This is a genomic window from Sessilibacter corallicola (assembly GCF_021290925.1).
GTDB classification, from domain to species: domain Bacteria; phylum Pseudomonadota; class Gammaproteobacteria; order Pseudomonadales; family Cellvibrionaceae; genus Sessilibacter; species Sessilibacter corallicola.
Genome location: NZ_JAJSLX010000002.1, coordinates 299,266 through 314,959 on the forward strand (window position 1 = coordinate 299,266; position 15,694 = coordinate 314,959).

General features: G+C 43.3%; 10 protein-coding genes. 1 reads left to right on the top strand and 9 read right to left on the bottom strand.

The features are described 5' to 3' along the window. Positions 1-96 precede the first annotated feature (96 nt). Positions 97-3,540: a pilus assembly protein gene (locus LU361_RS08645; RefSeq protein WP_233088453.1), complete on the top strand. Its 3,444-nt coding sequence runs from the start codon at positions 97-99 to the stop codon at positions 3,538-3,540. Between the two features lie 91 nt (positions 3,541-3,631). Here LU361_RS08645 and LU361_RS08650 read toward each other — a convergent pair whose 3' ends face one another. From LU361_RS08650 to map, 9 genes are all read right to left on the bottom strand, one after another. Continuing rightward, complete coding sequence (locus tag LU361_RS08650; protein WP_233088454.1) at positions 3,632-4,192, bottom strand: GspH/FimT family pseudopilin; 561 nt, start codon at positions 4,190-4,192, stop codon at positions 3,632-3,634. A gap of 173 nt (positions 4,193-4,365) precedes the next feature. Continuing rightward, positions 4,366-6,339: an acyltransferase family protein gene (locus LU361_RS20300; protein WP_233088455.1), complete on the bottom strand. Its 1,974-nt coding sequence runs from the start codon at positions 6,337-6,339 to the stop codon at positions 4,366-4,368. Between the two features lie 636 nt (positions 6,340-6,975). After that, positions 6,976-8,130: a succinyl-diaminopimelate desuccinylase gene (gene dapE / locus LU361_RS08660; protein WP_233088456.1), complete on the bottom strand. Its 1,155-nt coding sequence runs from the start codon at positions 8,128-8,130 to the stop codon at positions 6,976-6,978. Between the two features lie 161 nt (positions 8,131-8,291). Continuing rightward, a complete protein-coding gene (gene dapD / locus LU361_RS08665) occupies positions 8,292-9,326 on the bottom strand; it encodes a 2,3,4,5-tetrahydropyridine-2,6-dicarboxylate N-succinyltransferase (RefSeq protein WP_233088457.1) in 1,035 nt (344 codons plus the stop codon). Between the two features lie 23 nt (positions 9,327-9,349). Further along, positions 9,350-9,697 (bottom strand): ArsC family reductase, encoded by a 348-nt coding sequence (locus LU361_RS08670; RefSeq protein WP_233088458.1) that lies wholly within the window; start codon positions 9,695-9,697, stop codon positions 9,350-9,352. 114 nt (positions 9,698-9,811) lie between these two features. After that, a complete protein-coding gene (nth, locus tag LU361_RS08675) occupies positions 9,812-10,504 on the bottom strand; it encodes an endonuclease III (RefSeq protein ID WP_233088459.1) in 693 nt (230 codons plus the stop codon). 88 nt (positions 10,505-10,592) lie between these two features. Further along, positions 10,593-11,792: a succinyldiaminopimelate transaminase gene (gene dapC, locus LU361_RS08680; protein WP_233088460.1), complete on the bottom strand. Its 1,200-nt coding sequence runs from the start codon at positions 11,790-11,792 to the stop codon at positions 10,593-10,595. 24 nt (positions 11,793-11,816) lie between these two features. After that, positions 11,817-14,516 (bottom strand): [protein-PII] uridylyltransferase, encoded by a 2,700-nt coding sequence (locus tag LU361_RS08685; protein ID WP_233088461.1) that lies wholly within the window; start codon positions 14,514-14,516, stop codon positions 11,817-11,819. Beyond that, positions 14,516-15,289 carry a type I methionyl aminopeptidase gene (gene map, locus LU361_RS08690; RefSeq protein ID WP_233088462.1) on the bottom strand — a complete coding sequence of 258 codons (774 nt, stop codon included), beginning with the start codon at positions 15,287-15,289 and terminating at the stop codon, positions 14,516-14,518. The genes LU361_RS08685 and map overlap by 1 nt, the downstream gene beginning before the upstream one ends. Between the last annotated feature and the right edge of the window lie 405 nt (positions 15,290-15,694).

Here is a 15,694-nt window from a genome sequence, read left to right on the forward strand (position 1 = left end):
GCTTGAGGAGAAAATGTGAAATATTTTGCTTCAAAAAGGAAATGTTCTCTCTTATTTAAAACAGCTTTTAATTTATGTTTTGGTGTTGTAACTCTCATGACGGCTCAGTCGAGCTATTCGATTGAATTTCCTGATCGCCCGCTGTTAACGTCGGCCAGTGTCGAGCCCAATGTTATGTTGCTTATTGATAGCTCTTTTTCAATGAGCAGTATAGTCGCAGGAAATTTCGATGAACGATTTGATTACGCCGATTGTCCGGCAAGTATAACCATCCCGCCTATTCAGTTAGATGAGACTTATATTCCGAATATACCCAATATTGAGGTTTTTTTGGATGGACAGAATCGAGTCTTTTTCTCCTACAATGGAGTCGAATTCGATTGGGGAGTAGTGCCTGGTCTCGGCGCTACCGGTAGGCAAACTCGATGCTTTAGGGACGAGAGAATACCGAACATCAGAAACCCAAACCCATCTTATAATATTACCTATTCTACGGACGGCAACAGTGCGATTGAAGGAGGGAATTTTTGGAATTTCTATTTTTCTAATCAAGACCAAAGCAGCTCGGATATTTTTGAAGATGGCATTGAAAAAACAGGTGTTGGTACCAGAATTGATGTGGCAGAAGAGGCAGCCAATTTATTGGTCCGGAATTTAACTGGGGTTCGGCTTGGATTATCCAAATTTTCAACCATTACGAATGCCACTAACCCCAACACAGGAGCTGAGATACTCCAGCCAATTTTACCGTTAGACAATTTGGATTCTGAAAGTACCAGTCACAGGCAAAATATACTGGATTCTCTGTCTGGTATTAATGTTCGAGGGTTTACCCCAGTTGCAGAAGCTGTGCTCGATATTGGACGATACTTTATTGAAGGTTATGAAGATCAACTTATTACCATTCATCCAAATTCCGAAAACGAGCAAGTAATTCGCGCTGAAGAAATATTATCCGCAGTTCCGAGTTACGCTGAGGGTGTGTTGCCTCCTAATCAAGATAATCCAATTATTGAAGAATTTTGCCAGAGTAATTTTATTGTTGCTTTGACAGATGGGCAACCTAACGAGCTAGCGCTACTCAATCGATTTATTGTCGGTGGTAATGCCGTCGGTGATGATTTTAGAGGCTACAGCGACCTTGAGAGTATTGATGACGAAAATGATGTGAATAGCATAAGGTTCGTCGGTGAGAGGTTGGTAAACTCGGGTGTGCTCGACGATGTAACTTTAGCGTTGCAAGAAATTGATTTGCGACCAGATCTCAATAATTTACGCGGCGAGAACGTTCGTAATGGCATCGAAACTTATTACGTTGCTGGTTTCGATCAGAATTTGGCGTCAAATCGAGAACTATTTGAGGCTGCAAATAATGGTGTCGAGGGTGAGGGTCAAGTTTATTCGGCATTAGATGCTGATGAATTAATTCTGGCCTTTGATGAAATTTTTGGAGAAATTGTTTCTTCCCAAGGTAGCTTTTCCACCGCTGCGTTTAGCTCCGGAGCGATCACGGATTCGACCTCGATATTTCAGTCTTCGTTTCGGTTCTCTGGTAATTTGTGGTCCGGAGATTTACGGTCCTTCGACTTAGATAATTCTTCTATTGATAATGTTGTGTCAACCTTTGAAGCGGATTCCAATTGGAGTGCTGCTGAATTATTAACGCGCCGACTGGAGCAGTTCGGACATGAAGATCGCAATATTTATACGATGTCTGAGGTCGGAGTATTATCGTCGAGTGTTGCCCGAGATGGAATTTCATTTGAATTTAGCAGTTTTGAAGGGTCCTTGTTTACTGCTAATCAAATAGATGACTTGTCTGCCGATGATACTGACAACATTGAAGAAGTCATTAATTACATTCGCGGTGAAAACAACCCTTTGTTTCGTGACCGTTTATCGGGTGAGTTTGAAGTTTTAGGTGATATCGTAAATTCCTCTCCAATTGTGGTTGGCTCGCCTAATTTAGGTTTCCCTGATTTTAGTGTGAGTGCCAATGTTCCTTTTGGTTCGTCAGCTCTTGGTGGAAATTACTCAGATTTCGCAAATCGATTTTCCAATAGGCAATCTGTCGTTTATGTGGGGGCGAATGACGGTATGCTTCACGGTTTTGATTCCGAAACGGGCGATGAGCTATTTGCTTATATTCCTTCGCAAGTGTTCGACGGTGAGTCCACCCAAGAGGGCCTTTATTATCTTACCGATAGAAATTATCAGCATAAATTTTACGTCGACGGTAACCAGGCGGCGTCTGATGTTTTTATTGATCCAGTCGGTGGTAATTCACCCCAGTGGCGAACCGTGCTTGTCGGCGGACTTCGCTCAGGCGGGAAAGGCCTTTACGCGTTAGATGTTACCGATCCTTCCAATTTAAGTGCTAGCGATGCAGACGATGTCGTGCTGTGGGAGTTCGATGATCATTTTGGTGATGAAGATATGGGGCATATATTCGCGACGCCTCAAATTGCATTAATGAATAACGGTGAATTCGCGGTTGTTGTGGGTAATGGCTACAACTCAACAAATGGCGAAGCGAAGCTATTTATTGTTTTCATTGAAGCTGGTGCGGACGGCCGGTGGGCGCCAAGTGATTATGTAGAGCTGTCCGCCAATAATGATTCCGATAACGGTTTGTCAGAACCGGCGCTTGTAGATCTCGATGGTGATCGTGTGATTGACCGAGTCTACGCAGGTGATATACGTGGAAACATGTGGGCATTTGATGTCTCCAGCCGCAATACTAATGACTGGAGTACTGTTGGTAATCGTCCGCTGTTCTCTACTTCCAGAGGTAGAGGCGTTGGCAATGATAATCGCCAAGCGATTACAACAGCGCCACTGATTGCTCGAAATGGTGATACCAACACAGTAGGTAACGAGCCGAATTTACTGATATTTTTTGGCTCTGGTCGAATACTTGAGGCCGATGACTTGCCCCGTGTTGAAACACAATCCTTTTACGCGGTTTGGGATCGTGGGGATAACAGATTGGACCGTCGTGACTTACATGAACGAAGATTGGTTGTGTCTAACGACGGATTAACGCGAATGCAGGATACGCAATCGCCTTTCGGTGATCCTATTGAATGGTTCAGTGAAGGTACCAATCTCGCAGAGTATGGTTGGTTTATTGATTTGCCGGTTGAAGGTGAACGAGTCGTTACCGAAGCAACGTTGTTGTCGGGAATTATTTTCTTCTCAAGTTCAGTACCTTCAACGTCTGTGTGTTCTGCTGGCGGAACAGGATTTATTAATGCGGTCGGTGTAGATGGGCTAGCGACAAGAACACCCATTATTGATTTTAATGATGATGGTGTTATTAATGACGACGATCGTGGTTTCTTGTCCCAGGCTATTGTAAATGGTGTTCCCAATGGTTCGGCATTTATTGGTTCCCCAAGTGCCAATACGCCGTGTGATTCTAATGGTTATTTGCAGGCTTATTCGACGTCGGATGGCAGTGTTAGTTTTCAGGCTGTTTGTCCAGAAAATGCGACCGGGTTGGGCAGAAGAGCTTGGCTTGAAATATTTAATAATTAAATTTAAAACTTAGTTAAGCGTTTTTCTAAAATAAGGAGTGTGGTGTTAAAACTGGTTGCAAATTCGCTGCTTGCATTAGTATTGATTACACCTAGCAAGTGACGTCTTTACCGCTACCGTTTTCAGGAATCCCATTGTTATTTTTATCGATTGCTAAATACGCTCTTCCTGAGCGGGAAAAGACCAGAGCTTTGGCATTGGTTGTATCACCTTCGTTTTCACAATATACAAGGTTACCACTGGCATTACGGCGAAAGCTGGTGCCGGTGGGTGTGTAGTTTATAAATTTTGTATTTAAACTTGCTCTTAGGGTAATTGTGGAATTCGTTGGTGTGCGTTTATAGACTCTTAATACCTTTTCTTGATCATCGATCACGCCATTCACATTGTTGTCTTCAAATATAATTAAGCCGTTAGACCAATTGTCACCACAGAGATTATCCATCGCCATTGCGCAAACCGAAACATAACTCGCGCTTGATGCGGCGCTGTAACGAGCGTATTTAAAAAGGCTAAAGTGGTTGTTAATTTCTTGGCTTGCTTTGTGTTTTTTATAAAATTCGGAAAACAATGGCGTTGAAAGGGTAACTAAAATGCTGGAAATAGAAAGAGTGATAAGTAATTCTATTAAAGTAAATCCGTTCTTTTTCATGGTCTTTTATAGGTCGTTAAAAGTTGGGAAGTTGACCTATAAAACACCAAGTGAAATTGGAAATAAATACCAAAACGAATATTTGGTCTAATTTACGAATACGTAATTTTTAAAGTGTTAGCTAACTTCAAACGAATTAATTAGCAAGTTAGTACGATATGCACTGCTGATGCTTAGTTTATAATTTGTTCTGAAATGAATTTTTCTAAGTTAGATTGACGATGGTTTCCCAAAAATGTCTCCGCAGCTTTTACTGAGCCATAGATACTTAGATGAATTCCGTCTAGAGAATAGGGCAATCCTTCTCTTGTCAGTTTGGGTATATCCTGAGAGTTGTCCGCAAAGAGTTCTTCTCGAGTGATAAAATATAAATTTGTGTTGTTATCGGCGAGTAAATTAAAGTTTTTGTTGATCTCTTGAGCGTCAATATCTTTGTCGATAATTTTCGGATTATGTTGCATGTAAATGCTTTTTAGAATGCTGACACGATCGAACATGGGTGCTTGTGCCATGATTATGACTTTCTTATTAAGATCTTTAATCAGATAGTTTAGTAATTCGTCAACTTCGGATAAGCGGTTTTCACTTTTCAGTTGCATCCACAAGCCAGATAGCACAATAAAATCAAAATCCTTTGCGTGCTCTTTTACATATTGTCTATTGAACAAACACTGATCAAAGGCTGGTGTATCTTTGCTCCAAGTGAAATTATCCGTTAGCGATGGGTAGCACCAGTTAGTGGTGATAGAGCTTATTTTCGCATTTATTTGCTCACCGACTTCATCCCAAAATGGTTCAAAATGGCCAGCGGTAGAGTCACCCACTAAAAGACCTTGGTACTCAAACCCTTGCTTTTTACCGATTGAGCATTGAGTACCAGCTGCACCGAGTGGCAATTCTCGATTGGTGTCTATGCTGTAGAAGCACCATCCATTATCAGAGGTTGGAAGTTCATATTGAGCTTGTAGGTTTTCGGGTAGATGGAAACGGTTTTCGAAGCCATTGGTGGTATTAGTGAATATGCTAAAACCAAAAAGACCAACCAGAGCAGTTGCGGTGGTTGAGTAGAATGAGCGCGTACTTATTTTAGAGCGACTTCTAAAAGGGTTTTCTATTAAGTGGTACGTCAAAGACGCCAAGATTATCGTTGCAAAAAATGCCGCAACCCAAACGCCGAGCCCGGATAGGTAATCTTCCAGTTGGCGGATGAACGCGTAGATGGGTTGATGCCATAGATAAGCGCTGTAGCTCACTAAACCCAAATAGGTCAGTGGCTTTAGTGTTAGCACTTTATAGAAAATGGAGGCGTGCTTTGAAAAGATGATAATCAGCGCAGTGCCGGTTGTTGGAATCAACGCGTACGCCGAAGGAAACAGTGTTTCTGTGGTGAAATAAAATACTGGTATGATTATTAGAAGTAAGCCGATTAATGTAATTAAGTCAGCTTTTGATTTGCTGATTGTGAAGTCTTTTCTGTCTCTGTGCTTTATATGCCATAAAGCCACTAATGCGCCGTACAATAATTCCCAGGCACGTGTAGGAAGCAAATAGTAATTAGGCGTTGGCTTTACCATGGCACCCCAGTGAGACAGGGCTAAGCTCATTAAAAATAAAAATGCTGTTGTCTGGAAGATATATTTAGGGAATAGACGGTAAGCCAATCCTATGTAAATGGGATAGATTAAATAGAATTGAAACTCGACTCCCAAGCTCCAAGTGTGAAGTAGTGGCTTTAATTCTGATGAGGTGTCAAAGTAATTACTTTCACGCCAAAAAAAGATATTTGAAAGAAACGCTGCCGCACTGGATTGGCTGTTTACAAAGCTCACCATATCTGGTGGAACCAATAAAAACCAAGCGGGAATGGTGGATACCAGCAAAACAATATACAAGGCTGGAAAAATTCGGCGCGCTCTGCGTTCGAAAAAATCTGCGTAGTCGAATTTTTTATTGTCAAACTGTGAGATGACGATGTTAGTTATTAAGTACCCACTTAGCACAAAAAATACATCTACACCTAGATAGCCACCGCTGAATAATTCGAAACCTGTGTGGTAAATCAGCACAATGATTAAAGCGAGTGCACGAATACCGTCAAGTTCGGATTGATAGTCACGGCGAGGTATAGTGTCCTTTACTGAGCTCACTGTGGGAATTCCTCACAATTTAGTCCATAAATTAGTCAGAAAAGCTTTAATTATATAAATCTTTACTAGACAGGAAATAGGTGGATTTGGCAGGTTGCTTCTAACAGGATGTTGTATTTAAAACTATTTTGTATTAATTGAAGCTTTTTAGCAAAGATCTAAAATGCGCCGTTATGGTGATTAAGAAATGTTTTATTCCTAAAGAATAAAATTAAGCGATTTTTTGATTGTTATTTGATCTTTTTGTGCTTTGTCGAGTTTTTTTATAAATCTAAGGAATTGTTTTTTAAGTTCACTGCAATAATTAATCTTAAAATAAATACTGTGCTTTCTTCGTGTCGGTATTATTTTTATGAATAATTATTTGTAACTTTTTGATTTTTTAATGTTTAGGTTATAAATGTATTCGGTAAGTAGTGAGATGAAAAATTCTTGATTGAATTTCTGTCGACTTGCGAGACGAGTATATAAATTTAAAGGTCGAAAAGATTGAGGGTAAAAAATGGTTTGTTTGAGAAAAGCAAGGTGTATTTTAACACCTTGCTGAGTGGAGGTATCAATGATAGTAAGTTGCTATCGGCGTGAAAAATAAATTAAATTTATTTTTAGCCAGTTAAGATTATTTAACAATTTTCTTTATTTTTGTGTGAGTAAGTTTTCTAAAATGCCTTCGTAATAAGCAGACGTATTGTCTAAGTCTTTGATGCTCACACATTCATTGATCTGGTGGATTGTTTTGTTAATAGGTCCTAACTCAACAACCTGAGCACCTGTGGGTGCAATAAATCTACCGTCAGATGTGCCGCCAGCGGTTGATAATTCCGTATCAATTCCCGATACCGTTTTTATGGAAGAAACAATAGCATTCACCAAATCGCCAGGCGCAGTTAAAAATGCTTCTCCGCTCAAATGCCAGTCAATATCAAAGTCTAATCCGTATTTATTTAAAATAGATTCGGTTCTTTCAATTAGGCTTTCATGAGTTGATTCAGTCGAAAATCTAAAGTTAAAAATTACTTTGAGATGTCCGGGAACCACATTCGTCGCCCCAGTTCCACCGTTAATATTGGAAATTTGGAAGCTGGTTGCTGGAAAATATTCATTGCCTTGGTCCCATTGTTCTTGTGCGAGCTCCGCCAAAGCCGGTGCAGCTAAGTGAATTGGATTTTTAGCAAGATGAGGGTAGGCAACATGGCCCTGTTTGCCTTTGATGGTTAACCAGCCACCAATACTGCCTCGGCGTCCGTTTTTAATTACATCGCCTGCTTCTGCAGTGCTCGATGGCTCTCCCACAAGACACCAGGTTATTTTTTCACCGCGCTCTTCTAACCATTCAACGACCTTGACCGTACCGAACTCTGCTGGACCTTCCTCGTCACTGGTAATCAAAAATGCGATACGACCTTTGTGATCACTGTGATTGGCAATAAATCGTTCACAGGCGGTTACCATGGCTGCGAGTGAGCCTTTCATATCGGCCGCGCCACGGCCATATACTTTCTCTTCGTGAATAGCCGCTTCAAACGGTGGGAAAAGCCAAGCTTCTTCCGGGCCAGTCGGCACCACGTCTGTGTGGCCTGCAAACGCAAAGATAGGGCCGCTTTCACCTCGAACTGCCCAAAGGTTAATGACCTTTTCCGAGCCCTCCCCCCATTCTAAGAATTCACAGTTGAAACCAATCGCTTTTAGGCGTTCGGCCATCAGCTCTTGGCAACCAGCATCTTCGGGTGTTACCGATGGACGACGAATAAGCTCTTGAGCGAGTTCTACGGTAGCGGAGTGTGCGGTCATTGGAGATTCCTGAAGATGAAAATTAATAGATACGATTGAGTAAGGCGGAATAGTGCAGTTTGGGATTGAATTAACAAACTTTTTGTATGTGAGTGATCACTATGAAGTTGTCTGCTGTGGCACATGGATGCCGCAGCAGACGATAAGAGTGCTTCAGATGATTAGTTGTGTGCGTGAAGCTCTTCGTTCAATTCGATGGCCGATTTATTGGTCTTGCATTCAACGGCGCCTGATTGAGAGTTTCTGCGGAACAACAAGTCATTTTTATTGGCGAGATCACGTGCTTTAACGGTTTCGACGACTTCACCTTTGTCGTCTAAAACTGCGATTCTTGAGCCGGCAGTAATGTAAAGGCCCGCTTCCACAGTGCAGCGATCACCCAACGGAATACCGATACCTGCGTTTGCGCCCAATAGGCAGCCTTCACCGACAGAAATAACGATGTTGCCGCCGCCTGAAAGTGTTCCCATGGTTGAGCAGCCACCGCCTAGATCGGAGCCTTCACCAATCATAACTCCTGCAGAAATGCGGCCCTCGATCATGCTCTTGCCAGCGGTTCCAGCATTAAAGTTAACGAAGCCTTCGTGCATGATAGTGGTGCCTTCGCCAACATAGGCGCCAAGGCGTACACGGGCGGTGTGTGCGATGCGAACACCGGTAGGAACCACGTAGTTGGTCATTTTCGGGAATTTATCCACACAATCTACATCGAGGATTTGACCCTTTAAGCGTGCTTTCAATTGACGTTCAGTCAATTCATTAAGGTCTACAGCGCCTTCGTTGGTCCACGCTACGTTTGGCAATACGGCAAACATGCCTGAAAGATTAACACCGTGAGGCTTCACTAAGCGATGCGACAGTAAGTGCAGCTTTAAGTAAGCTTCTGGAACAGAAGTGGGTTCTGCGTCGGAGTCGAGTAATACGGCAACAGCAGGTTTGTCCCCTTGATCAAAGGTTCGGACCATTTGAGAAAGCTCGGTGTCACCTGCATTATCAATTGCATCCGCCAGTGCTTTAATTTGATCACTGGTCAGTTCGACAGCAACATTACCGCCTTGATATTCCAACACTTGGGCCACTGCTGATGTGATTTCGCTATTAGGCGCCAGAAGGGGCTTTGGATAAAAAACTTCTAACCAATCGCCTTTGGAGTTTTGTGTGCCTACACCGAGACCTAAGCTGTATAACGTTGTCATGATCGTTCCTGTCTAAGTTTTCGTTAAGATTGAAGCCACAGCTGGTAATTGTCTGCTTTGAAGCCGAGGTGGCGACTTTCGCCAGTATCCAATAGTGGTCGTTTTATTAAAGTTGGATTTTCGCAGATTAATGCAGCAGCATCGTCACTGAGAGCTTGTTCTTTTTGGCTTTCTGTCAGTTGTTTCCAGGTTGTGCTGCGTTTGTTCACCACTGCGTCGGCACCGAGTTCACTTAACCAGCTTTCAACTTGCTCAGTGTCTAATCCATCCACACGAAAATCGTGGAACGTATAGTCGATATTGCGCTCATCAAGCCATTTGCGGGCTTTTTTTACGGTATCGCAATTTTTTATGCCATATAAAGTTATCATGGACCAAGCTGCCTTGTATTCTATGACTGTCGATTACTTGCCAGTTAAAAAGGGGCGCTAGAATAGCAAAATTCAATGCCGCACACATCTTTGACTAAGTTTTGATAACCGACATTACGCTTTTAATGTTTTTTTAGGGTGTTTTCGATTGGGATAGCAGGTTGTGCATATTTCACAGACTCGACCATCGCAGCCGCGTGCACTGCAAAACTCTCGTCCGTAATAAATAATTTGCAAATGTAGTTTATTCCAAGATTCTTTGGGAAAAACGCGTTTTAAATCTTTTTCAGTTTGGGCAACACTTTTGCCGTTGGTTAATCCCCATCGTTGAGCTAAACGGTGAATGTGTGTATCTACAGGGAAAGCCGGAACGCCAAATGCTTGGGACATAACAACGCCCGCTGTTTTATGGCCGACGCCGGGCAATTCTTCCAACAGGTCCATATCTTCTGGAACTTCACCGTCGTATTTCTCTACCAAAATCTGTGACAACTTGGCAATCGCTTTGCTTTTTTGTGGTGACAATCCACAGGGTCTTATGATTGCTTGAATGTCTTCCACCGATTGCTTGGCCATATCAAACGGGTTGTCAGCCAGCTTCCACAGTCCAGGCGTTACCTTGTTAACTCGTTCGTCCGTGCATTGAGCCGACAGCAATACCGCAACCAATAAGGTGTAGGGATCTTTGTGATCTAACGGAATGGGTGGCTCAGGATACAAGCTGGTGAGTTTTTCCAGAATGTAAGAGACCCGCTCGGGTTTGGTTAAGTTTTTAATGGCGGTTTGAACGTCGAGGTTAGCAGTCATGATCTGATATTTGCTGAAATAGGCGAGGCGATGTTGGGTGCTCTACTAGGTAAGCAGCCAACATCGTAGGGCATTTGATTAATGAATACTACAAGTGTTCTTGAGCAAATTCGACGAGGCGATTTGCTGCTTCGATACATTCATCAAGTTCGGCAACTAAAGCGATGCGAACAAAGTTTTTACCGGGGTTTTGGCCTTTGCTGTCACGCGCTAAATAGCTGCCTGGCAAAACCGTTACATTTTGCTTTGCAAACAATTCACGCGTGAAAGTTTCTTCGTCAATAGGTACCGGTAACCACAGAAAAAAAGCGGCATCGGGTTTGATGACGTCAAAAGCTTGTTTCAATATTGGAATAACTTTATCGAATTTTTCTTTGTAGGCTTTTCGGTTGGCTTCTACGTGACGTTCATCGTTCCAGGCGTCAATGCTGGCCAGTTGAGACGGCACTGGCATCGCACAGCCGTGATACGTCCGATATTTTAAATAACTGCTAATCAGTTGTTTGTCGCCGACAACAAATCCCGAGCGTAAACCAGGAAGGTTAGAGCGCTTGGAAAGACTTTGAAAAACAATACAGCGTTTAAACTCTGTATTACCTAAGGTATTACACGCTTCTAAGATTCCAACGGGTGGTTCATCAAAATAAATTTCTGAATAACACTCATCGCTGGCGATTATGAAATCGTGCTTCTCTGATAATTTAATTAACTGTTGTAAGTAATCTAACGGCGCAACCGATCCGGTTGGATTGCCCGGATTACAAAAATAAAATAATTGGCAGCGCTCCCAGATGTCATCAGGGACAGAATTTAAGTCTGGAAGAAAATGGTTGTCGCGATCACAATTTAAATAGTACGGCTCTGCGTTTGCTAATAACGCGGCACCCTCATAAATTTGATAGAACGGATTTGGAGAAATAACCACGGGTTTTTCAGTGGTTTTACCGTGATCTATCACTGCTTGAGCGATGCTAAATAGAGCTTCTCGGGTTCCGTTAACAGAAAGCACCTGATCCACAGAAACTTGGCTTTCGTTCAGCCTGTACCGTTTTTCACACCAGCGTGCGGCGGTTTCGCGCAGCTCTGGTGTACCGGAGGTTACGGGGTAGTTGCTCAAAAATGCTAGATTATTTTTCAGGGTTTCTAAGGCGAATTTGGGCGGCGCGTGTTTCGGCTCGCCGATAGACAAAAAGATAGGATTTAGCTCCGCCGGTGGCGTAATTCCTTCTTTCAGTTTGGCAAGCTTTTGAAATGGGTAGCTGTGGAGTGATTCAATGTTGGGATTCATTGGCAGTGCCTAAAAATAACGGACTTATGCAAGCGCTTTGGCGTCTTGTTCTTGGTTTTGCTCGTCTAATTGCTTTTGAATTTCTTCCTGCAATTTTGCGCATAGGGTCGGATCACTTAAAGGTTCTCCCTGCTCATCGGACAATAAAAAAACGTCTTCAACCCGTTCGCCTAAAGTGGAAATGCGGGCGCTGTTAAGATGAATTTTTAGGTCGATAAAAATTCCTCCGATTCGCGCCAGCAGTCCGGGACGGTCAGGAGAAATAACCTCAAGCAGCGTTTGACCGCTCACCAAGTCGTTGTTAATGGAGGTTTGTGTCGGCATTCGGAAATGTTTAAGAACCCGAGGCGTGCGGCGATGAATACTTTTCGAGTCTTCAGTTGCGAGACTAATTTCCCGTACTAAAGCTTCTTGGATGTTGTTGAGAGTTTCATCGTCGCGCTGGATCGGATTACCGTTTTGATCCAACACATAATAGTTGTTAATGGTGATGCCGGATTTTGCGTTGTAAATCCGCGCTTCTTGAATATCTAGATTTAAAGAATCTAGGGTAAGTGCCGCTGTGGCGAATACGTTGGTGCGATTACTGGTTTGAATAAATATTTGAGTCGCATCTTCATCGTGGAATGTATTGGTTTGGCTGAAAGCAACGACTAACGATGGATCGTCTGCTTCTGCTACTGCCAAAGTTTGCCACGCGATGTCGATGTGGGTTTCGCGGACAAAATAATCCTCGCTGATGTCGGACCAAACCTTACGAATGTTTTCTTCACTCAAACCTTTGTCTGCCAATTTTAAAATGGCCGACATTTGTGTTTCTTCGATCAGGTCTTGCTTGTCGACAGGATTCTCTAAACCTCTACGTAACAGACGTTTTGTCTCCATGTAGAGTTGTCGCATTAAGCTTGCGCGCCAATTATTCCAGATGTTCGGATTGGTCGCGGTCATATCCGCCGCCGTTAAGGTGTAGAGATAATCCAAACGGTTTTGATCACCTACTTTTAAGGCAAAGTTATGGATAACGCCTGGATCAGAAATATCTTCTTTTTGTGACACCGACGACATCAGTAAATGATTTTCTACGAGCCACACAATTAAGTTGGTGTCTCGGCGATTGACACTGTGTTGTTTGCAGAATTGGTACGCGTCTTTTGCTCCGAGTGTGGAGTGATCGCCGCCGCGGCCTTTGCCTATATCGTGGTACAAGCCTGCCATATACAGAAGCTCGGGCTTGCGCAAATTGCGATAAATGTAGTGAGCAATTGGGTAGGTTTCGCGACTTTCAGCCTGGGCAAAATGCTGCAGCATCTTTACCAGTTCGAGGGTGTGGGCGTCAACGGTGTAAATGTGAAACAAATCGTGCTGCATTTGACCGGTGATTCGACCGAACTCTGGCAGGTAACGACCGAGAACTCCGTAGCGTATCATTCGACGCAATACAGTGAATAAATCGAATGGGGCTTTTAATAACGCAACGAACAAGCTCTGGTGTAGAGGTGTAGCTCGGAATTGATCATCGATTAAGTTGCGACTTTCGCGAATCAAGCGGATGGTACTTGCTCGTACTCCTTCGATATTGGGGTTGTTGCCCATTTGTACGAATATTTCAATCAGTGCCGAAGGGTACTGCTCAAACACTCGGTTGTGGGTGACCTCAATAAAGTTATTGCACAGCTGAAAGCGTTCGTTAATAGGAACAATTTCTTGGCGTGCATCTTTTTCTAAAATGGCTTCACTTAAAAATTGCAGCAGAACATCATTGAGTTCGCGAAGTGATAACACAACACGATAGTACCATTGCATAAACTGCTCAACGGCGAGTCGTTTTTCCGAATTGCTGTAACCAAACATGGTCGCGAGTTCGGTCTGGTAATTAAACAGTAGACGCTCTTCGGGACGGCCGGCAAGAATGTGCAGGCCGTAACGGACTTTCCAGAGAAACTCTTCGCCGCCATTAAGAATGGCGAGTTCTCTCGGGGTAATAACTTCACGACCTTCCAGCTGATTCATTGACTTGATGCCAAAGAACCGTTGCACGACCCAGGTGAGGGTCTGAATATCTCTCAGGCCACCGGGGGCATTTTTGATGTTAGGTTCGAGGTTGTATTCGGTGAAGTTAAACTTCTGATGGCGCTTTTCTTGTTCTTCGAGTTTGGCTTTAAAGAACTCTTTTGCCGACCAGATTTTATCGGGACCAATGGCGTCTTTGAGCATTCGACACATGTAAGGAACGCCAACAATGGTGCGCGATTCCATCAAATTGGTAACGATAGTGATATCACCAGCTGCCAATTCGGTGCATTGCTTAACCGTTCGAACGCTGTGACCAATGTCCAGACCGATATCCCAAAGCAACATAACAAAGCGCTCAATACTTTGGGAAAAATCGGCGATGGTGTCTTCTTCGAAGAGAATTAGAATATCGATGTCGGAGTGGGGGTGCAGTTCGCCTCGACCATAACCGCCAACGGCGAGTAAGCCGATTTGATCCGACCAATCGAACTGATGCCAAGCGTAGTGCAATAGGCAGTCAATAAACAACGCTCGTTCATGAATTAGGCGCCGAATGGGTTCGCCTTCGTGAAATCGGTGATCAAAATGAGCATTGTTTTGCGCAATCGCATCTTTGAATACTGAGATGCAATTGGGGCTTGATGCTAGGTTTTTTCTGAATTTTTCTTGATCGAAAAAAACCAGCGGCTCTTCAAAATATGGAGCAAGCACTAAAACCGTTCCTCAGACCGGGCTGTTAACACTTCGACACCGTTGGCAGTAACAGCCATGGTGTGTTCCCACTGGGCGGATAAGCGACCGTCTTTTGTCTCGACAGTCCAGCCGTCTTTCTTCAGTTTGGTTTGAGGTTTACCGGCGTTGATCATTGGCTCGATGGTGAACACCATACCTTCTACCAGCTCCATTCCGGTATCTGGGCGGCCGTAATGGAGGATCTGAGGTTCTTCGTGGAATTGTTTACCGATGCCGTGGCCACAGTACTCACGAACAACGGAGTAGTAGTTTTTTTCCGCGTGGCGTTGAATGACGTGGCCAATATCGCCCAAGCGAGCGCCTGGTTTAACTAACTCAATACCTTTGTACATGCACTCTTGAGTGACTTGTACTAAACGCTCAGCGTGCGGCGCTACTTTGCCAACACAGAACATTTTGCTGGTGTCGCCGTGATAACCTTCATAAATAACGGTAACGTCGATGTTGATGATGTCGCCGTCTTTGAGAATTTTTTTCTCCGAAGGAATACCGTGACAAATAACATGGTTAACTGACGTACAAATGGATTTTGGGAAGCCTTTGTAGCCCAAGCACGCCGGTATCGCTTTTTGTTCTTCAACAATATAATCGTGACAGATTTGATCAAGCTCACCTGTTGAAACGCCGGGTTTGACATAATCTCCGATCATTTCCAAAACCTCTGCCGCCATTCTTCCGGCTACGCGCATTTTTTCAATGTCTTCAGGGGTTTTGATGGTTATATTAGTCATAAGCTGCCTTTGGCTGTTTCCGGTTAAAACTGGTTGTTTAATCTGGGCTCAAACTCGGATATACGCTGTATTACAACTATTAGGTTTATCGGTTCATGTCCACCAAACATGGGTTTGGTCGATGAATGGTTTGCTATTAACCTAACGCGTGTTCTCTGCTCAGATTTGCGTCTAAAAACGACGAATTATAAACCAACCCTTCAGGTGTCGGTAGCAAAAACCGATGATCAGAGGGCTGTCGTTTCAGTATTGTAGTTTTTTGTCTTCCTGCTGCGTTCTCTTTGGCTTGTTGTTCATGCCTTGAGATTACGTTCAAATCTCTTTTCTACCGTATTCATCGCAGTATAAAACAATTATAAGTGGTTATTGAGGGTTGTTTGTGGTATAAAGCCGCGCTCGATAAGG